Origin of the sequence: Belnapia arida, from assembly GCF_016773205.1 — a bacterium.
GTDB classification, from domain to species: Bacteria; Pseudomonadota; Alphaproteobacteria; order Acetobacterales; family Acetobacteraceae; genus Belnapia; species Belnapia arida.
Window position 1 is genome coordinate 82969 of sequence record NZ_JAETWB010000017.1, and the last position, 20977, is coordinate 103945.

Annotated in this window: 16 protein-coding genes; 9 read left to right on the top strand and 7 right to left on the bottom strand. The window is 68.3% G+C overall.

The window, feature by feature from the left end; translation table 11 throughout:
- The first annotated feature begins 284 nt into the window (after positions 1-284).
- Together JMJ56_RS35600 and JMJ56_RS22600 are read left to right on the top strand one after the other, a co-directional pair.
- Positions 285-554, top strand: a complete 270-nt coding sequence (locus JMJ56_RS35600; RefSeq protein ID WP_407927937.1) for an ATP-binding protein — start codon at positions 285-287, stop codon at positions 552-554.
- Between the two features lie 227 nt (positions 555-781).
- A complete protein-coding gene (locus tag JMJ56_RS22600; protein ID WP_202834034.1) occupies positions 782-1255 on the top strand; it encodes a DUF411 domain-containing protein in 474 nt (157 codons plus the stop codon).
- Between the two features lie 118 nt (positions 1256-1373).
- Here JMJ56_RS22600 and JMJ56_RS22605 read toward each other — a convergent pair whose 3' ends face one another.
- From JMJ56_RS22605 to JMJ56_RS22615, 3 genes are all read right to left on the bottom strand, one after another.
- Complete coding sequence (locus tag JMJ56_RS22605) at positions 1374-1700, bottom strand: beta/alpha barrel domain-containing protein (RefSeq protein WP_202834035.1); 327 nt, start codon at positions 1698-1700, stop codon at positions 1374-1376.
- A 1188-nt stretch (positions 1701-2888) separates the two neighbouring features.
- Entirely contained in the window at positions 2889-3257 is a 369-nt protein-coding gene (locus JMJ56_RS22610) for a LytR C-terminal domain-containing protein (RefSeq protein WP_202834036.1), read from the bottom strand.
- Between the two features lie 1149 nt (positions 3258-4406).
- A complete protein-coding gene (locus JMJ56_RS22615; protein WP_202834037.1) occupies positions 4407-5141 on the bottom strand; it encodes a CHRD domain-containing protein in 735 nt (244 codons plus the stop codon).
- Positions 5142-5642: 501 nt separating this feature from the next.
- On the opposite strand from JMJ56_RS22615, the gene JMJ56_RS22620 reads away from it, so the two are divergent.
- Positions 5643-5798, top strand: a complete 156-nt coding sequence (locus tag JMJ56_RS22620) for a hypothetical protein (RefSeq protein ID WP_202834038.1) — start codon at positions 5643-5645, stop codon at positions 5796-5798.
- Entirely contained in the window at positions 5799-6062 is a 264-nt protein-coding gene (locus tag JMJ56_RS35605) for a DUF2254 family protein (protein WP_202834056.1), read from the top strand.
- Positions 6063-7015: 953 nt separating this feature from the next.
- Here JMJ56_RS35605 and JMJ56_RS22630 read toward each other — a convergent pair.
- Both JMJ56_RS22630 and JMJ56_RS22635 read right to left on the bottom strand, forming a co-directional pair.
- Positions 7016-9760 (bottom strand): PAS domain S-box protein, encoded by a 2745-nt coding sequence (locus JMJ56_RS22630; RefSeq protein ID WP_202834039.1) that lies wholly within the window; start codon positions 9758-9760, stop codon positions 7016-7018.
- Positions 9757-9957, bottom strand: a complete 201-nt coding sequence (locus tag JMJ56_RS22635; protein ID WP_202834040.1) for a type II toxin-antitoxin system ParD family antitoxin — start codon at positions 9955-9957, stop codon at positions 9757-9759. Before JMJ56_RS22635 ends, JMJ56_RS22630 begins: the two co-directional genes overlap by 4 nt.
- Before the next feature lie 517 nt (positions 9958-10474).
- On the opposite strand from JMJ56_RS22635, the gene JMJ56_RS35360 reads away from it, so the two are divergent.
- Entirely contained in the window at positions 10475-12190 is a 1716-nt protein-coding gene (locus JMJ56_RS35360; protein WP_202834041.1) for a sensor histidine kinase, read from the top strand.
- A 65-nt stretch (positions 12191-12255) separates the two neighbouring features.
- Positions 12256-12633, top strand: a complete 378-nt coding sequence (locus JMJ56_RS22645; protein WP_202834042.1) for a hypothetical protein — start codon at positions 12256-12258, stop codon at positions 12631-12633.
- Positions 12634-12871: 238 nt separating this feature from the next.
- Here JMJ56_RS22645 and JMJ56_RS22650 read toward each other — a convergent pair whose 3' ends face one another.
- Positions 12872-14878 (bottom strand): ATP-binding protein, encoded by a 2007-nt coding sequence (locus tag JMJ56_RS22650; RefSeq protein WP_202834043.1) that lies wholly within the window; start codon positions 14876-14878, stop codon positions 12872-12874.
- A 511-nt stretch (positions 14879-15389) separates the two neighbouring features.
- The gene (locus tag JMJ56_RS22655) at positions 15390-17636 is read right to left on the bottom strand and encodes a PAS domain S-box protein (RefSeq protein ID WP_202834044.1); all 2247 of its coding nucleotides are present in this window, start codon (positions 17634-17636) and stop codon (positions 15390-15392) included.
- On the opposite strand from JMJ56_RS22655, the gene JMJ56_RS34080 reads away from it, so the two are divergent.
- The 3 genes from JMJ56_RS34080 to JMJ56_RS22665 all read left to right on the top strand — a co-directional run.
- On the top strand, positions 17620-17970 hold the full coding sequence (locus JMJ56_RS34080) for a hypothetical protein (protein ID WP_236038281.1): 351 nt from the start codon (positions 17620-17622) through the stop codon (positions 17968-17970). The two genes, JMJ56_RS22655 and JMJ56_RS34080, sit on opposite strands and share 17 nt — an antisense overlap.
- 430 nt (positions 17971-18400) lie before the next feature.
- Positions 18401-20035 (top strand): sensor histidine kinase, encoded by a 1635-nt coding sequence (locus JMJ56_RS35365; protein ID WP_202834045.1) that lies wholly within the window; start codon positions 18401-18403, stop codon positions 20033-20035.
- A 103-nt stretch (positions 20036-20138) separates the two neighbouring features.
- On the top strand, positions 20139-20977 hold an 839-nt coding region (locus JMJ56_RS22665; RefSeq protein WP_202834046.1), incomplete at its 3' end, for an MASE4 domain-containing protein.

Consider the following 20977-nt stretch of genomic DNA (forward strand, 5'->3'; position numbering starts at 1 on the left):
GACCTCGACGAGATGGAAGCCATGATCGGGTCGCCCCTCGCCTACCTGCGGGGCGAGACGGAGAGCGAGGAGCCGCGCCAGACCGACCTCACGGCCATCCTGGCCACGCTCGTGGACGACGCCCCCGACCGCGGCGCCACGGCGACCTACGCCGAGCCCGACCGGCTCCCGATGCAGCTGCGGCCGGTCGGCATCAAGCGTGCCCTGGCGAACCTCGTCGACAACGCGGTCAAGCACGGGGCGGGGCACGCGTCACTCTCGAGGAGAGGCCGGGATCCGTCACGGTGCGGGTCGAGGACGACGGGCCCGGCATTCCGGAGACGGCGCTGGAGACGGTGTTCGAACTGTTTCAGCGCCTTGACGCTTCCCGCAACCGGGACACCGGCGGCACCGGGCTCGGCCTCGCCATCGCCCGCCATGTGGTGAATACCCACGACGGCAGCATGGACTGGGCCAACCGCCCCGGGGGCGGGTTGGTGGCGACAGTGCGGCTCCCCAGGGACCCGGTCGTGGCGGCGCACGCGCAGGAGACCGCAGAGGGCACGCGGGCCTAGACGAGCTCTCGCGCGATCGTCCAGATTGGCTTCGCGCCGTGGCTGCACCTGGCGATTGTCTTCCGGTTCGTCTTGGATGGGCCGCAAGCTAGCTTGCGAACCTGCAGGTCGACGAAGCGCGAGAGGGCGCTCGACGTCGCCCGGCGCCTCCCCATCTCCCCCGTCTAGGAGTGCTCCAACTCCACACCAGACCTTCGGCACCCGGCCGCACGAAAAAGGAGACATGGATGAGACGACGGCTTTTCCTGGCGGCACTGGCCGCAACCGGTGCCGCGAGCGTGGCCTCGGCCCTGGCCGCCGACGAACGGCTGCTGCGGGTCTGGCGCGACCCGAGCTGCGGCTGCTGCACGGGCTGGGTGGACCACATGCGGGCCGCCGGGTTCCGGGTCGAGGACAACCTCGTCGCCTCGCCCGCCCCCGTCCGCCGGATGCTTGGCATCCCGTCGGACCTGCTCTCCTGCCACGCGGCCACCGTGGACGGCTACGCGCTGGAGGGGCACGTGCCAGCCGAGGCGGTGCGGCGCCTGCTGGCCGAGCGCCCGGCTGGCGTGCGCGGGCTGGCCGTCCCCGCCATGCCGACCGGCTCGCCCGGCATGGAGATTCCGAGTGAGCCGGACGATACCTATGACGTCGTCGCCTTCGACGACGGCGGCGGCGGGCACCGCGTGTTCATGCGCTTCCGGGGGGGCCGGGCGATCTAGGAGCGGACCGTCGGAGGAGAGGGCATCTACAGCTCCTCTTGTGCGCTTCGGAAGCGAACGGCGGTATTGGAACGCAGCTTCAGCGCTTGGCCACATTGCGGCGAAAAGCGTGATTGTTTCAGTTTCCGCTGACGGCCATGCTGCCCGGCAACCACATTTCCAATGTGCCGGGACGCGGCGGCTTCGCATAGGACGAGAAGTCCCGCACGCGCCATGCCAGGCCTGCCAAGATTGGGACCAGGTCCAGGGCCGCCGCCTTGTCGGCCTCGTAGAAGTAGCGGATCTCAGGTGCGGATGGAGTGACGCGGACCGGCCGGATCGCCGCCACGGCCACACCCTGACGGTCGAGGCGACGCGCCAACGCCTCGGCCGCGCCGTCCGTCGCGCTTGCGGGCTGGTGGATGAAGACGCGGGACGCCGCAAGCGGTGGCGGAACAGCGGGCATCCGGGCCGCCGCCATAGGGTCCGCGGCAAGGCTCGCCACCGCTGGCGCGAGCCTGCGATCGAGCTCCGGGCCCGCAGGCAGGTTCGGTACCGGCACCTCCTGCTGTGAGGCTCGCGGCGGGAGACTAGGCGGCATCTGGGCTTCTGCCACCCGCCGAGTAGAAGCCGATGCCTCTGTAGGGCTCGGTGGCGATGCAGCTTCGGGCTGCGTCATCGTCCCTCGGCCGGTGCGCGGTTGGTGGTCTGCCTCCAGCCGAGCCTCCGTCGGCGGAGACGCGCTGCCCACGACCTCCCTTGGATGCCGGTCGCCGCGGGCGGCTTCCATGAACGTCGGATCCGGAAGCACTTCACGGACCGCCGGAGGCGTGCGGGGCGTAATCACCTCACTCGTGGCGACGGTCGCATGGGGTGTGGCCAGTTCCGCCTGCCGAGCCCGAGCCAGCGCGGCCGCGAGGTCATCCTGTCTCCGCGCGGTGGACTGGACATCGGAAATGGCCACCACCGCCAGTCCGAAGGCACCCGCCGCAAGCGGCACCGACGCCCAGATCGCGGCCGTCACCCACCTGGACGGGGCTGCGTCGCGCTCAAGGCCGTTCTCCTCAGTCAAAGTGGTTTTCGGTTCCCCGAATTCTGGGTGGGTCGAGGCGGGCAACCGGCCTGCCGAATGGCTCAGCCTCGCTCGCATCCACGCAGGGGTGGCGTCTCGCGCGTCGGGCCCTGGATTGGGCGACCCTGAGCGGATCCGGGTCGGCAGGGCGCGCTCGCCGTCGCCGGGACTAGTTGCCGAAGGTGTGGAAAGCTTGGTGCTCATGACGGTGAATGTGCCCTGTGGTGCGGTTAGCCGAATCCGGTAGGCCACGGCTTCAGCTGGTGGACCGCTCGCACGGCCCACCAGGGCTTAACGACCAAGTCGCCGCCGAGGTCAGAGGAGCGATTGTCCCAGCCGCCTCGACGCCATCGGTGACGCGCGGAACGGTGGTGGCCGGGCATGGGATAACGTCCCCTCGGCATTGAGGGCGTGGCGCCACCAACGGCCACGCGTGCGTTCGGGTCGTTGGGCTGGACGCGGAACGCGCCATTCCGCTGGCCCTCATCGTCAGCGAATGCCGAAGATTTCGGCACCGCTGTCCCAAAAAATCAGGCTGGTTTCGAAGTGCGCCCATCGAGGTCGCCGGAGCCGCCGCCATCCTCAATCCACAGCGGCGACCATGCCGCCCGGCAGCCAGATCTCCAGCGTCCCGGGACGGGGCGGCTTCGCGTAGGACAGGAAGTCCCGCACGCGCCAGGTCTGACCCCCCAGTTGCCGGGCCAGGTTCAGGGCGGCTGCCCTGTCGTCGGCGTGGAAGTAGCGTATCTCGGGTGCAGTGGGGGTGGCGCGCACCGGCCTGATTGCCGCCACGGTGACACCGTGGCGCCCCAGGCGGCGCGCCACCGCCTCGGCCACGCCGTCCCTCGCGCTCGTGGGCTGATGGATGAAAACGCGGGACGCCGCAGGCGGCACCGCCACCACGGGTGCCCTGGCCGCTTCCGCCTCCCAGTCCAGGGCAATGCCAGCCACCGCTGGCGCGAGCCCTCGAGCCACTTCCGCGTTCTGAGGTGGGAGCGATGCGGGAACCGCGTGCCCCGGCATCGGTGCCGCGCGCCGAGCATCGATTGGCTCCGTCGGCGAGGCAGGGCGTGAGGATGAAAAGGTGCCGGTGACGGTCCACCGCGGCGCCGGTGCCTCGATGGCAGGAGGTGGCGGCACAGATGGCATCGGCGGTGCCGGGAGGCCGAACGCAGCAACGTCAGCATTGGACGGCTGCGGTGCCGTCTGCTCAATCGCGGGCGACGGAAGCATGGGCGGCGTCGGCGGTACGGGAACGGTGGATGCAGCCTCGCCAGCGGTGGATTGGTCTGGCACCGGCACCGCGGGCTGGTCATCGATTGGCTGGGGCGGCGGTGCAGGAAGGGCGGTCGAAGCCGTGCCAGCAGTAGACCGCTGCGGCACCGGTGGCTCGACGGCGGTCGGCGAGAGCGCAGACAGCGTCGAGGTTTCCAAACCCACCCAAGCAGAAGCCACAACCGGTTTGGGAGGTGGCGGCGAATGGACGTCCAGCCGCCGCGCCTCATCCTGATCGGTAGGTGGCTGTGCCGCGCCCGCGAGCCGCTCCGCGGTCGGCCGGGCCGCGCCGCCAACGGCTGCCAATGTGCGCTGGTGGTCGCGGGCGGGTTCCGGCGGCGACAAGCTCATAAGTTCCTGGATGGCACTCTGCGGGAGTATGGGAGGTCCGCTCGCCTCACTCCCCTTCCTCGCAACGGCCGCTCGTGGCGGAACCAATTCTGCCTGCCGGGCGCGCGCAAGTCTGGCCGCAGCGAAGTCTCGCTCCTTGGCGGTCGTCTGAACGCCGAAGAAGGCCACGACGGCCAAGCCAAAGGCGAGGGTCGCCAGCGGTACCGACGCCCAGACTGCCATCGTCACCCACCTGGACGGGGCCGGGTCGCGGTCAAAGCCGTTCTCGTCGAGCATGGCGGTTCTTCGTTCCCTGGCCATTGGGTATCGAAGCACTCGTCCGGTCCGTGTTCTGCACCGGCAGTTCCGAAAGCTGGCCTACACCGGAGCTCGTCGTGCGCGGCGATGCGCTTCACAGACGCCGATCGGCCACAGCTCCCGTTGACGGGCCACTTGCGCGGCCCGCCAGACCCAGCGGCTAGGTTGCCGCCGGGGTCACAGGTACCAGTGCCCGGTCGCCTCGAAGTTCTCGGTGACATGAGCGGCGATGGCGTTCCAGTCGACCACGTCGTTCGGGTTGAGTCCGAGGTCGCTGACAGCCGCAAGCACGTCGGCTGCCGGGGCCACGCCGTTCAACTCGCCGGAGGCAACGGGCAGGACCAGCTTGTACCCGTCCGTCCCATCGACCTCGCCAGTCGTGCCGACACCCTGGTTGGCGTTGGTAGTCAGGCCATGGATGACAATTTCCTTGGCCTCAAGCGGCGTGATGCCGTCGAAGATGGCGCTCGCATTCGCATCGTCGACCGCGAAGGTGAAGACCTCGTGGTAGCTGAGCTTGCCGTCGGCGCCGACGGTCGGAAACATTGCCTGGTCGGTGTGGTCGTGGCCACTCGTGCCGTGGTCGTGGGCGGAGTTCTCAGGGTTCAGCGTCAAGTTGAGCTGGATCGGGCCGTAGGTGGCCAGCCCCTCGGCTAGTTCCACGAAGCCGTCACCGTCGCTGTCCTGGGCGATGGTGGGCGACTTGGCGTCGGTGTCGTCGTTGAAGCCGTGGATGTGCTGAATGTGCATCGGGCCAGGCTCCAGGCCGCTGGCCTGGATGTCCACGGTCAGGGTGCGGGCATCCTGGTCGAGCAGCAGGATGGCCTTACCATCGACGCCTGAGTTGTTCAGCGCCGTCAGGTCGGTCGAGTAGAGCAGCTTGCCGTCCTGGACGTAGGTATCGTGTGCCATGTCTTCCTCCTGGGCCGTATGGACCCAGATGCCCTACGGGTCAGGAAACAGGCCGGATGCGGAACAGCAGGTAAAATAAAAAAGCCATCACTCCAACTGCAAATCTCTGGCCGATAGCAAAAGGGATTTTATGCTGATGCCGAACCATTGCATTTTACTTATAAAGCCCGGTTCCCTATAGCGACCATATAGGCTTCGACACGCCGCAGGTGCTCCAAAGCCCCCTTGGAGCGGTTGCGCTCAGCCCGCAGGGTGCCGTCCTCAACCCTCAAAAGGAGGCATGGCCTGCTCCAGCTGGTCGATGCGCCTGTCCGGTCCGGCACGTTGAAATGGCTTCCGAGGTTCCCAGGGAGCCTTCGGGCATGACGAGGCCGAGCCGGGTGACGGCACTCGACCGTCGAACCGTGCCCAAACTGGACCGTTGCTCTCGCAACAACGGGAGGACGGCAGCGACATGGCAAGCAGCCAAGGCGGCCGAGCGAGGCCCCATTCGAGCCTCGCATGGTGACGAGGGCAAAGGTCCGGCAGTGGTGGGTCGACCTCCTCGCCGCGTTCTGGCTGAGGCCGACCGCGATGGTGCTGGCCGCTTTGGTCCTGGCCGAGATCCTGGTCCGGGCTGAGGGCGTGTTCGGGTCCTCGTCCTGGATCGGCAGCTGAATCTACTCGGGCGGCGCGAGTGGTGCCCGGAACGTACTTGGGATTATCGCAGCCGCCACCATCGGTGTCGCGGGCACGACCTTCTCCATTACCGTAGCCGCCCTGACCCTGGCTTCCAACCAGATGGGGCCGCGGCTGCTCCGTAACTTCACTCAAATCGGTCCATTTGTTTCTAGATGCTCCCATTATCGGGAGCTTCTGCCCACTGCTGATGCTGGCGTCTGGGGTTCTACTAACGCTCCACAGGCAGTTTTGGATACGTGAAGGGCATTGGCCGGGTCTCGCCACCCGGTCCCTCTGGCCAGCGTTCGGCGGCACGGAACCGAGCGTCGGATGGTTGGGCATCCAGCTCATCGCGGCTTGGGTCCTCGACCAACCTTTGAGCCTGCTTCTCCTTACGGTAGCTGTTGGGGGCCTCTTCATCATTGGGAGTGTAACCCAACGCTAACCATCCTCACTTTCTGCTTGGGTACCGCCAATGCGTAAGTGAGCCACTTTCGGTCTGCAAATTGCAGAGACAGGCTGCGACCGATCGTTTCCTGATGGAGCGGTCAGATTTGGTACCGACAGAAACGGCCAGCAAAAGCCTATATGTGTCGGTGAGCCTTACAAAGGAACCTTACATTGCCCGTCAACATACCAGCCAAGCTGGTGCTGGAAGAACTTGCCCACGACATCGTTCGAGAGGTTGCGCGTCGGCACCGTGAACAAAGGCTCCAGACAGCCATGACCGACCAGTTGGATGGTCTGAAGCACGCCACTGGGTCATCGCAGGAGGCTTCAGTTGAATCGGCCTCTGCCAAGCCGGGTCCGTCTCGCAAGCGTCAGGCCTGATGACCCCTCACATCCAGGGAATGCGAACGCATGGAGCCAGGTATCTCTGCAGCCGCTTATTCTCTTCCGGCGTGCGTGTGTTTTCAGGCGGCACACAAGACCCATCCAAAGCAAGTCTCTTCTGGCTTTCGAGCCGTCCTGGCGCCGGAAGGGCTCGGCAGAAAACAGCTTCTTGCTGGCCCCTTGGGTTGAAGGTCCTGAACGGTTTCATCCCCGCAGCAGTTTGGTCATTCCGGTCGGAAATTTGTACAAAAATCCAGCTGATCGGAACCCATACAGTAAAGCGCCCCGATCGAGGCCGGAGCGGGCCGCGACGTGGCGGCCTTCCGCCGCCGAGAGGTTAGGGTCCACGGGACGTGGCTGTCGCTCAACGGCTCAACGGCTCAACGGCTCGACCGCAGCACACGCGACACGCTCTCGGCCGAGTAGGGCTTGTGCAGGAGCTCGAAGCCCTGGGCGCCGCCATTCGCCAGCACATGGCTGTAGCCGCTGGTCAGGACGATCGGCAGGTCCGGCCACCGACGCCGGATCTCCTTCCCGAGCTCGACCCCGTTCATCCCCGGCATCACCACATCCGAGAACACCACGTCGAACCGGCTGGCGTCCTCGTCCAGCAGTTCCAGGGCTGCCTTGGCGTTCGGCGCCCAGGTTGCCGCGTAACCGAGATCCTCCAGCATCTGGCGAGCAAAGTCGCCGACCTGCGTGTTGTCCTCGACCAGGAGCACGTTCCGGCGCCCATCTAGAGGCGCGTCGACCTCCTCGGCGGGCTGCGTGGGCGCCGCCAGCGGCTTCGCCTCGGCCCGCGGCAGGTAGAGCGTGAAGGTGGAGCCCCGGCCGAGCTCGCTCCCGACATGCAGCTCGCCACCGGACTGCTTGGCGAAGCCGTAGACCTGGCTGAGGCCGAGCCCGGTGCCCTTTCCGGAATCCTTGGTCGTGAAGAACGGCTCGAAGATCCGGGCCAACAGCTCGGGGGCGATCCCTGACCCGGTGTCGGACACGGCCACCGCGACGAAGGCGCCCGGCGTGCCCGCGTGGCCCCGGGTGGGCGGCACCTCGGTGGCGAGCCAGGTCCGGAGCGTCAGCTGTCCCTCTCCATCCATAGCGTCGCGTGCGTTCACCGCCAGGTTGACCAACGCCGTCTCGAACTGGTTCGGGTCGGCCTCGACCGTGCAGTCCTCGCATTCGAACGCCGCCTCGATGCTGATGCGGGCGCCGACCAGCGGACGGACGAGTTCGACGACGGCCTTGACCCGGTCGCCGACCGCGAACACCTCGGGCTTGAGGGGCTGGCGCCGCGCGAAAGCCAGGAGCTGCCCGGTCAGCTTGGCGGCGCGGTCGGCGGTGTCGGCGATCGCCTCGACGTAGCGGCGGCGGCGCTCCTCCGGCAGGTTGGGGCGCCGGAGGAGCCCTGCGGACGAGCGGATGACGGTCAGCAGGTTGTTGAAGTCGTGCGCCACGCCGCCCGTGAGCTGGCCCACGGCCTCCAGCTTCTGGCTCTGCCGCAGGGCCTCCTCCTGGAGGCGGAGCTGCTCCGCCCGGCGCGCCACCTCGACCTCGAGGTGCTCGTTCAGCCGCCGCAGCTCCCTCTCGGACTGCCTGCGCTCGGTGACGTCCAGCATGGCGCCAATCATCCGCAGTGGCTCGCCGCCCGGGCCGCGGACCATGAAACCTCGGTCGAGCACGTCGGCGTAGCTGCCATCGGCGCGCTGGAAGCGATACTCGTCGGACCATCGGTCGCCCGTTCCGTCGATAACGGCGTGGATGGACCGGGAGACCCGCTCCCGGTCCTCGGGGTGGATCCGCGCGAGCCACCATCCACCGGGGGAGACGGCGCCGTCGAGCCGATGGCCGAATGCCTCTTGAAGCGCCTCGTTCCACTCGATCCGATCGCGCCGCAGGTCCCAATCCCAGATGGCGTCGTTGGTCGCCCGCACGGCGAGGTGGTAGCGCTCCTCGATGGCGCGCCGCGCCTCCTCGGCCCGGCGCCGGGCGGTGATGTCGGTGTTCGTGCCGACCCACTCGCGGACGGTCCCGTCGGGCTCGCGGACCGGGACGCCGCGCGCGGCGACGAGACGCCACTCGCCATCCGCCCGGCGCAGCCGGAACTCGGTGTCGAACGGCGTGCCCGTGGCAACGGCCGTAGCCCATTCCTTGGCCGCACGGGCGCGATCGTCCGGATGGACAGCGTCGGCCCAGCCGGTGCCCAGCCACTGCTCCAACGTCTGGCCGGTGAGGGCGCGCCAACTTGGAGAGTCCTCTTGCACCAAGCCCTGGGCGTCGGTGGTCCAGACCGCCGAAGCAGTGGCGGCCACCAGGGCCCGGAAGCGCGCCTCGCCCGCCCGCAGCGCTGCCTCGGCCTTCCGGCGGTCGGTGATGTCGAGCACGAACTCGACCACCTCGTCGCCGATACGCCGCGGCGCGAACAGGCCCCACCAGCACGAGCCATCCTTGCGGTAGTACTGCTTCTCGTAGGGCACCGCCTCGCCGAGGGTGGTCACCTCCTCAACCGCCTTGAGAGAGGACGGGTAGAACTCCGGCGGGGTCAGCTCCCGCCAAGTCTTGCCGATCGCCTCCTCATGGCTGAACCCGGTCATGCGCAGGAAGGCGTCGTTCGCCTCCGTCAGCCTGAACCCCTCGCCCCAGAACAACACGCCGACCGTGCTGATGCCGAGGGCACCCCGCAGGCGCGCCTCGCTCACCCGCAGGCGCTCCCCGGCCAGATGCTGCTCGGTGCGGTCACGGACGATTTTCACGTAGCCGATGTGCTCGCCTGTCTCGTCGTCCTCAAGGCGGGTTAAGGCGCCGGAGCCCCAGAAGCGGCTGCCGTCCCGGCACAGGTGCCACCGCTCGTCCTCAGCCCGCCCGCAGCGCCGGGCGGTCGCCCTCTCCCTCTCGCAAGCATCCTCCGCCCGGTCCTCGGGCGTGAAGATCATGCAGGCGTCCTGGCCGACGGCCTCCTCTTCCGACCAGCCCATCACCCGTTCGGCGGCGCTGTTCCAGCTGGTGATCGTGCCCTCGAGGCAGATCGTGAAGACGGCGAAGTCGGCCAAGTTCTCCAGGACGAGCTCGGCCAGGTGGCCCGAACTCGGCAGCCGGTGGCGGGCGAGGTCGACCTTACGGCTGTTCATCGTTGGTGCTCGGGGCGAGGGCGGCGGGACGAAGGGGTGGAAGGCTCGGGCGGCAGCGCCTCGGCGCGCTCCAGCAGCCGAAGACCGGCGCGGACGACCTCGCTCGAGGTCTGGTAACGGCCGGAGGCGACGAGGCGCTCGACGAGGCGGCACAGTTCCGCCGTCAGGGCGACATGGAGGCTGTGTTGGGCAGGCATGCCGCACACCTAGGCGTACGAGGCCGAGGTGTCACCTTGCAACCACCCGCGCGATGGCATGGCGAGGCGTTTTTGCCACACCGCGCGGTCAGGAGGAGAGCAGGTCCGGCGACAAGAGCCCAGCGGCGACGGCGGCCCTGGGCGCGGCAACCCGACCCCGAGACCGCCGTTTCCGCTGGGTTGAAGGTGGCGTCTGCATGGGTGCTAGGAAAGTTCGAGAAGCACAGGCCCAGCGGCGGCTTCCATGCCTGGCCTGCCCGACCAAGTCAGGCGCGACTGCATCGCCCAGGCCGCAACGCAGTCTGCACTCCTGCCCATGAGATCAAGCACTTGCCCGCCGCTCCAGGGGCCAGACTTGCCCAAGCCTTTTGACGGCGTCGCCGTCCCCTTATCCGAACGTCCGGAGCCCACGGCGGAACGCGTGGTGGCAACACCCATAATTCCGGAAACCGACCCCCCTCCCGCCGGGAGCCAACCAGGTAGGCGCCCAGGCCTGCGCGCCTACCTGGTTGGCCTCGTGCTCCTTGTGCTCGCCCCGGCCCTGCTGCTGGGGGCGGCTACAACCTGGGAGCTTGGTCAAGCGTACCAGCGGGCCGAGGAGGCGGGCCTGACAAGCACCGCGCAGGCGCTGGCGACGGCCCTCGACCGCGAGGTTGAGATCGCGGCCACAGCCCTCTCAACGCTTGCGGCCTCGACCTCGATTGCGTCGGGCGACACCGCTGGCACTTACGGCCGGGCGGCCGCAGTCGGCCGCGCTTTCGGGGGTTGGGTCGCCCTCCTCGAGGCGGACTCGCAGCAGGTCTTCAACACGCTCCCGCCTCTCGGCACCGAGTTGCCGAAGGGAGCTGGCGATGCTTTCGTCAGCCAGGCTCTCACCACCACAGGTCCCGTGGTGAGCGACCTGTTCGTTGGCGCCACCGCCCGTCGGCCGGTCGTCGCCGTCTTCCAGGCTCTGCCCGCCGGGACCGCCGGGGCCGAACCAGGAAAACGCCGCGTGCTCCTCCTTGCCTTCGATCCACAACGCCTCTCCGCGCTCCTTATGCGCCAGGAGCTGGGTCACGAGGGTGGCTTCGCGGTACTGACGGACGGGAACCACCGCGTCGTAACGCGCTCGGCGGACCACGGGCGCTTCCTCAACCAGCTCTCCCCGGCCTGGTACATCGATGCCACCACGGGCCAGGACCGGGGACTGGTGCGCGGCGAGATGTCGCTGGCCGGGTACCGAGCGGTGTTGGCGTTCAGGCGGCTCGATATGGCCTCATCCTGGGTAGTGGCGGTGACGCTGCCCTACGCACCCTATGAGGGGCAGTGGCGCGGGCCCGCGCTGCGATACGCGGTCGGCGCTGCCGTCCTGGCGGGCCTCGCCGCCACGCTCGCCGTGTTGCTGGCGCAGCGCCTGCTCCGGCCTTTGCGGGCCCTTGCGGCGGATGCCAACCACCTGCGCCGGGGGGGTACCCCGGCATCCCTGGCGCCAGAGCGCATCGCCGAGTTCGAGGAGCTGCGGCGGGCACTCTGGCGGTCGGTCGCCGCGCTCCGCGCCCGAGCCACCGCCGAGGGGCGCACCAAGGCGGCAGAGGAGGCCGCCGACGAGCTCCGGCAGGCGGCGCATTGGCGGGAGTTGTTGGTCCATGAGCTGAACCACCGCGTGAAGAACATGCTTGCCACCGTGCAGTCCCTCGCCTCGCAGACGCTGCGGGGCACGGGCGGCGACCCTAATCTCTTCGTTCGCGACTTCACCGGGCGCCTCGGCGCTCTGGCGCAGGCCCATGACCTGCTGACGGCTCGGAACTGGGAAGGCGCGGATCTGGGCACCCTGGTCTCGGCCGCCCTCGCACCGTGGCGCCATGGAGGACAGGTCGCGGCGTTTGGCCCCGGGCATGTTTACCTGACATCGCATCAAGCCCAAGCATTGGCGCTTGCCCTGCACGAGCTGGCCACCAACGCCATCAAGTACGGCGCCCTGTCGCGCCCGGAGGGCCGGGCCGAGGTGACCTGGGTCAGGCTGGGCGGCGACGCGGCGGGTCAGGACGCGCTGGTCGAGCTGACCTGGGCCGAGACGGGCGGGCCGGTGGTCGCCGGTCCGCCGACGCAACGCGGGTTCGGAACGCGGCTGCTCCAACGCGGCATCTCGAAGGACCTTGGCCCTGGTTCCTCCGTCGACATGCACTTCGAGCCCGATGGCCTGCGGGCGGTCCTGCGCTTCCACGCCCGCGGCCAACCCAATCGCGCCTGAGGGCAACGTCGACAGCCTCCAGTCAGGCGAACGCGCCTCCGAGGTATGGGCGGATGCGGCCGGTCTTGGCGCCGCCCGGCAACCGCCACATCCGGTTCGCAACCGGCGCCGAGCACGTGTGCCACACTGCTGCGCGGACTGTGGAGGCCGAAGCGATGGCCGAGAAGCCGGAAACCGAGGACGAACGGCCGGAACAGCAGGGCAGAGACGCTGACGGCGAGATGCTCGGCGTAGGGCATTCCCTTTCCGAGGCATACCTCCGACGGCTCGTCGAGGACGGCGACCGTACCATTGAGCGCAGCGACTTCGTTGTCGCCAGCACCCGCGAGGAAATGCGCCGCATCCTCCGGGAGTGCTGGACGGGTGAGGCCCTGCAGGCTGCGGCATCGCCGTTGGTGCCCTCGGGGGGCAACCGTGACCCTGGCTTGGCCAATTACCTGTGACGCGGCCCAGCCGACAAGCCGTGCCGCGGACCTGACGGGTACCGTGACGCCGTAACTCCGGTGACCTGTGACACGGACCTAGTCGGGTACAGTGATCCCGTCCTACCAGGGAACTGTGACGGACCGAGGGTGGCAGTTTACACCGCAGCTCCGGCGCTGCCCGACCCGACACCCTCGCCAACCAGGCTCATATCATGCAACGCCGAGGTCTGGTTGCTAAGCGCCAGTCAGGCGCGGATCAGACCAACATTTGAACGGGCTCCGCTCCTCCGATCAAGGCGCGTTGGAGCGCGGCAGCCAGTTGGACGCGCGTGCAAGGCTTCTGCAGGAATGTCACGCCGTCCGGCAGCCGCTGCTCGCGCAGCGGGTCGAGATGACCCGTCATAAGAATAACGGGGAGTTCTGGGCTGCGGGCGCGGACGGCCTCGGCCAGTTCCAGACCGTCCATGCTGCCGGGCATCGTCAGGTCGGTCACGACGGCATCCAGGCCTGCGGCGGCCTTGAACGCTGCCAGCGCCGCGTCGGCATCCTCCGCTTCGAGCACCCGATAGCCCAGTTCGACAAGGGTCATAGCCATGACACCGCGCACCGACGCGTCGTCCTCGACCAGCAGGACGGTCTCGCCGTGCCCCGCTGGCGCCTCGGGCACCGTGTCGCGCACTCGGCCGCGGTCGCTAGGGGTGGCCTCGGACCGCGGCAACAGGATGGTGACCTCGGTCCCCTTCCCCGGCACGCTGTCGATGGTCACCGTGCCGCCGGACTGGTGCGCGAAACCGTGGATCTGGGCCAGCCCCAGCCCGGTTCCCTGTCCGGGAGGCTTGGTCGTGAAGAACGGCTCGAAAGCGCGATGGCGAACGTCCTCGGGCATGCCCGGTCCGTCGTCGCGAATGGCGATGCGGACGTAGTCACCGCTCGGCGGGCAGCCGTCCGACCCAGCGGCCACGCGCTCGGTGCCTAGGGAGATGACGATGCGACCAGCCCCAGCGATTGCATCGCGGGCATTGATGGCAAGGTTCAGCACCGCCGACTCCAGCTGGTTCCGGTCCGCCAGGCAGTATCCGACATCACTATCGGCGTTGACCAACAAGCTGATTCTGTCCCCTGCCGTCCGCTTGAGGAGGGTGCGCATGCCCTCCACGACTTCGACCGGGTCCAGCGGCTTAGGGTCGAGGCGTTGGCGGCGCGAGAAGGACAAGAGCTGCGCCGTGAGCCCGGCGGCTTTCCCGGCCGCGTCGAGCGCGTTGTCGGCGAAGCGCACGAGGTCGGGGCGGTCCTCGCCCGCCCGCCTGCGGATGAAGCCGAGATTGCCCATGACGGCGGTCAGCACATTGTTGAAGTCGTGGGCAATGCCACCCGTAAGCTGGCCGACCGCCTCCATCTTCTGCGCCTGGCGCAGGCACTCCTCGCTGGCCCGCAGCGCCGCCTCCGCGCGCCTGCGCTCGGTGACGTCCACGATGACGCCCATGGTGCGAACCGGCGCTCCCGCCTCGTCGCGGATGAGGCGGGCCGAGATAAGCACCTCAGCAACCTCGCCAGAACGCTTGACGAGCTGGAAGTCGAGATCATTGAACCCACCCTCCGAGACAAAGCGCGGCCAGCACGTGCTGAAGGCCCGCTTGGCCTCCTCGGCCATGAACTCGGTGAGGTGGCGCCCGAGCACCTCCTCGCGGCTTCCATAACCCATGAACTCGAGCCACCGCTCGCTGACGGACAGGATGCGGCCGTCGAGCTCGAGCGAATGGAGCGGGAGGGGCGCCTGCGCGAACAATGTGCGGTACTGAGCCTCGCTCTCGCGCAACGCCTCTGCGGAAAGCCTGCGCTCCTCGGCGAGCAACTCCAGCGCCTGGTTCGCCTCGCGGAGCTGCGTCTGCGACGGCATGGCGAGGGCCTTCGGCAGTAGCGGCCAGAGCGCGACGGCGGTCGCCACCGAGACCATGGCCGTTCCGGCCTTGACGGCGCCTTCCAGCCCGTATGCCGGAACCCAAAGGGTGAGCAGGTCGAGCCAATGGCCAGTGCCGCAGAGCAGGATGAAGGCGGCGAAGAGCCAGAACACTGGCTTGAAGGCGAGGTCGCTGCGGCGCCGGGCGAAGACCGCCAATGCCAATGGAATGGTGAAGTACGCCACGCCAATCGCGATGTTCGACACGGCGTGGGTCCAAATGAGCCAAGGCTCCCACAGCAGGCAGAAGCCATGTGGCGTCAGCCCGGACGGGTCGAAGAGCCAACGAGCCAAAGTATCCAGCATGCGGTTCCGTTCTCATTCCCCTGCAAGTCGCTCCAGGCTACGGCGACGCTCACGGGTTTGTTACCAACTGAATAGCGGATCAGAGGCAGAACAGTCGAGGCTGTTTTGCCTACCGACACGTTGATGCTTTTCAGGAACAAGCCGCGTCTGCGACTTCGGTGACGTCGGGCCAGCCGCGCAGGTGTCCGGTGCCTCATCCCCAAGCAAGGACCACCAAAACGCGTCGTCCCAGCTGTCTCAGGACGGCGGCGATGCATCCGACGGTCCCGAGGGCAGCTCGGACATAACCATCCAGTACACCCCAATGGTTTTGATCATCTCGAGCAGACCGTCCGAGTTTACCGGCTTCACGAGGTAGCCGCTCGCCCCGAGGTCAAAGGCATCAGCGTGCGGTGGGCAAGTTACCGTGCACACATGCCCATCGGGACGGTTAGCGGTCCAACCGCTTCCGGGGCTTTCCGGGTTGAAACCGTCGCGGGACGGACAGCGCACTTGGCTGCGCGGAAGCTGCTCAACGGCTCGATCGCAGCACCCGCGATAGGCCCTCGGCCGAGTAGGGCTTGTGCAGCAGCTCGAAGCCCCGGGCGCCACCATTCGCCAGCACGTGGCTGTAGCCGCTGGTCAAGACGATCGGCAGGTCCGGCCACCTTCGGCGGATCTCCTGCCCAAGCTCGACTCCGTTCATTCCCGGCATCACCACGTCCGAGAACACCACGTCGAAGCAGCCTGCGTCCTCCCCAAGCAGCTCCAGAGCCGCCTTGGCATTCGGTGCCCAGGTGGCCACGTAGCCGAGGTCTTCCAGCATCTGGCGGGCAAAATCGCCGACCTGCGCGTTGTCCTCGACCAGCAGCACGTTCCGACGTCCATCCACAGGCGCGTCAGCTTCCTTCTTAGGCTGGGTGGGCGACACCACCGGTTTGGCTTCAACACGCGGCAAGTAAAGCGTGAAGGTGGTGCCATGCCCGACCTCGCTCTCGACGTGCAGTTCGCCGCCCGATTGCTTGGCGAAGCCATAGACCTGGCTGAGGCCGAGCCCGGTGCCTTTTCCCGATTCCTTTGTCGTGAAGAACGGCTCGAAGATGCGGCCCAGCAGTTCGGGGGAGATCCCTAACCCGGTATCGGACACGGACACCGCGACGAAGGCGCCCGGTGTGCCCGCGTGGCCATGGGTGGGCGGCACCCCAGTGACGAGCCAAGTCCGCAATGTCAGCTGCCCCTCTCCCTCCATCGCGTCGCGCGCGTTCACCGCCAGGTTGACCAACGCCGTCTCGAACTGGCTCGGGTCGGCCTCGACCGCGCAGTACTCGCATTCGACCGCCGCTTCGATGCTGATGCGGGCGCCGACCAGAGGGCGGATCAGTTCCACCACAGACCCGACCCGCTCGCCGACCGCAAATACCTCCGGCTTGAGCGGCTGGCGCCGCGCGAAGGCCAGAAGCTGCCCGGTCAGCTTGGCGGCGCGGTCGGCGGTCTCTGCGATCGCCTCGACATATCGGCGCCGCCGCTCCTCAGGCAGGTCCGATCGACGGAGCAACCCGGCGGAGGAGCGGATGACGGTCAGCAGGTTGTTGAAGTCGTGCGCCACCCCGCCGGTGAGCTGTCCCACCGCCTCCATCTTCTGCATCTGCCGCAAGTTCGCCTCGGCCTGCTCGCGTTGCTCCACCTCCGCCCGCAGGCTCTCCAAAGCCTTCCGCAGTTCGGCGGTGCGCTCGGCGACCTGCGCTTCCAGCTCCTCGCTGCCGCGCGCCAGCACCTCACGGGCGCGCACCTGGTCGTCGATGTCAGTCGAAGTACCGAACCACTCGAGGATGCGGCCCGCGGCGTCGCGCACCGGCGTGGCGCGGCTCTGGAACCAACGCCATGTCGCACCCGCGGCGTGGTAGGTGCGGTGCTCGACGGAGAAGCGCCCGCGCGCCTCCGCCTCGGTCCAGGCCGCCATGGTTGCGGCACGGTCATCGGGGTGGACGGCGTTGAGCCAGCCCAGGCCGACGCTCTCCTCCTCCGACTGCCCGACGTAGACGATCCACTGCGGGCTGCCCCAGATCCGCTCGCCCGAGCTACGCGAGCGGAACACGAGCTGCGGGATCCCCTCGACCAGGGAGCGCAGCCGGGCCTCACTGTCGCGCAGCGCCCCCTCGGCGGCCTTGCGATCGCTGATGTCGAGTACGAGCTCGACCGCGGTGCCGTCGTCCAGCATCCTGCCCGCGAACAGCCCCCACCAGCGCGAGCCGTCCTTGCGGAAGTACTCTTTCTCGAACGGTGCCCCTTGGCCGGTTGCCTTCAGTTGCTCGATACCCCGCAGGGTCTGCGACATCCACTCCGGCGGGGTGAGCTCGTCCCAGCGCAGCAGGCCTGACTCCAGGTCGTCGCGGGTGAAGCCGGACATGCGCAGGAAGGCCGCATTGCCGTCGGTGATCCGGCCATCGGTGACGAAGAAGATCACCCCGACCGTCTCGATCTCGGCGACGCGGCGGAACCGCTCCTCGCTCCGGCGCAGCCGCGCCTCGCGGTCGCGCAGGTCCCCTGTCGTACGAAGGCGGTTCACCGCGGCCGCGAGCAGGTTAGCGTAGGTGCGCAGGAAGACGGTGTCGTTCTCGGTGAACTCGCGCGGCTCGCGGCTATCGACCTGCAGGATGCCGAAGGGGGGCTTGCCGTCGCTGCCGATGATGGGGACGTTGGCCACCGCCCTGACGCCGTTGTCGACCAGGAACGGCGGGTAGCTGAACCGCGTCTCCTGCGCGATGTCGGGAGAGATCATCCTCGCCCGTCCTCAGGGCATGGGCCTCCGATGTCACGTCCGACGCCTTGACGGTTGTCTCGCCGACCACGCCCGGCTTCCAGCCCACGCCCGCGCGAACGAACAGGATCTCGCCGTCCTCCTTCAGCTCCATGACCTTGGCGAGGTCGGTGCCAAGCGCTTCCCCAACAAGGCGGCAGGCTTCAGTCAGGATCTCGTCGAGGTCGTCGGACCTGAGGGCCACATCCCCGAATCGGGCCAAAATGGCCTGCTGCCGAAGCAGCTCCTGCTCAGTGCTTCTCACCGCCTCACCCAAGGGACATCCTCTTCCGTCCGAAACCAGCAGTCTTCGTGAATCAGCCTGTCCACATCAGGTTCGGCAACGAACGACCGAAGGTCCTCCGGGATGCCATCAGCCGGAAACGTGAGCGACCGCCTCACGTTCAATCCTCGCGGTTTCGGGAAGTATCGGCTTGGCGGGAATGCTGGTGCGGGCAGACGGTAGGTAGTGTGCCTCAGCGGGTCTTCGCTCGTTCCGCGCCGCCCATTTGGCCACTCGGTATTGGCTCTCGGGTTGCGTATTCCGCTCTCCCCAGCATATGGGTGTTTTCGAACAGGAATTTTCGCCCGATGGTTGGGAGCATGGCGGCAAAACTAACCAGGACACAGAATGGAACCCAGTGATCCCGGTCAAGTCCACTCCTGTGGGACCAACTAACGCCGCGACGGGGCCGGTTCCATCATCCCTCGCCCGGCGCCTGTCGCTCCTTGTTGCCGCGGTCGCGGTGCCCCTTCTCGCGCTGGCCGCTGCCGCCGTCTGGCGCGCGCAGGACGGGGCGCGGACGCGGGCCGAGGATGCCCTGCTCGGTCGCGCAAGGACGCTGGCGCTCGCCGTCGACCGCGAGTTCGACCGTGCCGAAGCTTTGCTCGACGGCCTCGCCGCCTCCTCCGCTCTGATCCGCGGCGACCTCGATGCCGTCGAGGGCGAAATGCGCGCCGCCTCGGCCCGGTTTGGGGACGCGACCCTCTCCCTAGTCGCCGCCGATGGCCAGATGGCGCTGATGACCGCCTGGGCACCAGGGGAACGCCGGGCAGGGGTCCGCGCTCCGGATGCAGCGCTCCGGGTGCTGACCTCAGGGCATGCCGAGATCACCAACCTTTTCCGCGGAACTATGACCGGCGCGCCCACCGTTGCCGTCGGCGTGCCCATCTTCGGCCACCCCGACGGCGCCGGTCGGAGCGCGGTGGCGGCGACCCTCGGGCTTTCTCTTCCACAGGCGCGCCTGGCCGCGGCGCTCGAGGCGCAGCGCGTGCCTGACGCGCCTGGTTGGATCGGCACGGTTGTGGATCGCGCGGGAGCCATCGTCGCCCGGACGCAAGGCGGCGACGGCATCGTCGGCCAACCAATGCGGTCGGAGATGCGGAGCCGGTTAGCCGCGGTGCCCGAGGGCGTCTTGCACGGCACGACCACGCGCGAAGGCGTCCCGGCGGTCGTCGCCTTCGCGCACGGATCGCGGAGCGGCTACGCCTACGTAATGACCACACCCGAGGCGGAGTTCGAGGCGCCACTGCGCGCCGCGCTCGCGCGCATCCTGGGTCCGGGGACGCTGGTCGCTGCCACGGGCATCGCCCTTGCGATCCTGCTCGCGCGCCTCACGGTCGCGGCATTTCAGCGCCTGACCAGGTTGGTCTTGGGCGGCGCCACGCTGGGCCCGACGGGCCTGCGCGAGGCGGACGAGCTTGCGGCAGCCTTTTCCGCAGCGCTGGAAGAGCGCGCACGGAGCGAACGGCACCGGAGCCTTATCGTCGCCGAGCTGAACCATCGCGTAAAGAATGTGCTCGCTACCGTGCAGTCCTTGGTTGCCCAGACGCTGCGCGGTCCGGGGTCCGCCGATCCCGCCCGCTTCGCGGCCGACATCAATGGCCGTCTTCGTGCGCTGGCGCGGACGCACGACTTACTCACCGCCGCCTCGTGGGAGGCGGCAGATCTCGACGCAGTAGCCCGCACCGCGCTCGCGCCTTGGCTGACCGGAGACGGCACCGGACGCCGCGTCGACCTCTCTTGCGACCTCGAAACCGGGCGGGCGGGGCGGCTCTCCCCGGCGCAGGCACAGGCCTTGTCGCTGGCGCTGAACGAACTGGCAACCAACGCCGCCAAGCATGGGGCGCTTTCGGCGCCGGGAGGGCAGGTCGCCCTCGCTTGCCGCGAGGAACCGAGTGGAGGGGTAGCGCTCGAATGGATCGAGAGCGGCGGGCCGCCGGTCGCCGGGGCTCCAACGCAACGCGGTTTCGGAACGCGCTTGCTCGAGCAGGCGCTGCCCCATGACCTGGGCGCGGGCGCCGCCGTGAAGCTGCACTTTGAGCCCGCCGGTCTGCGCGCCACCGTCCGCTTCTTGCCAGGGGTTACGAGCGGAAGGTGACTGATGCCCTGCAGTTTCGGCCAGCGGCGCATTTCCCTAGGAACCCTGTATATCAAGCGGCGGCGTACCGCCCTCCATCCTGAGGGCGCGGGTTGAGGGTGACATGGACGGCGGACAGATCCTCTCGTTGGAGACCCTGGCGACGGCCGCGCCGAGCCGAAGGCAGCGCCTAACGGCATGCCTGGTCTGCCTAGCGTTCGCCGCGGCAACCTTCGCCCTGCTGCCCATCGCGTCGCGCCCGCTGCCGCCCATGCCGGGCTTCATCCCTGCCTACCAGAGCGCCCTCATCGCTGTCTATGCGCTGACCACCTACCTGTTCTTCAGCGAGTACCGCCGGGCCCGGTCGGTTCCCCTGCTCATCCTCGGGGCGGGCAGCCTCTACGTCTCCCTCACTGTCTTCCTGCAGATCCTTTCCTTCCCCGGGGTGTTCGCCCCGGAACGCCTCCTCGGATCCGGGCCAGACACGACCATCTGGCTCTGGACCTTCTGGCACCTCGGGCCGCCGCTCTTCGCGCTCGGCTATGCCGCGCTGGAGGGTGACGGTCGGCGCCGCCCTGAGCCCCGCGGGCGCTCGGCCTGGCTCGGGTGGCTGGCGGCCGGGCTGACGGTCGCGACCGCCGCAGCGGTGGCGCTCGGGGTGACGCGCTTCGTTCACCTGCTGCCGAAGTCTGTCGAGGGCGACAACTACACACAGCTGACGACCTCCGGCATCGGCCCCGCCGTCCTGGCCGTCTCCGTCATCGCCCTCGCCGTCCTGTGGCGGCAGACGCGGCTGCGCACCGCCCTGCAGCTCTGGCTCGCGGTCTCCCTCTTCCTCCTCGTGCTGGACAATGCTGTCACCCTGCCCGGCGCAGCCCGGGGTACGGTCGGGTGGCTGGCTGGACGGCTCGGGGCGCTGCTGTCCGGCGTCATGCTGCTCGCCGTCTACGTGCGCCAGGTCGA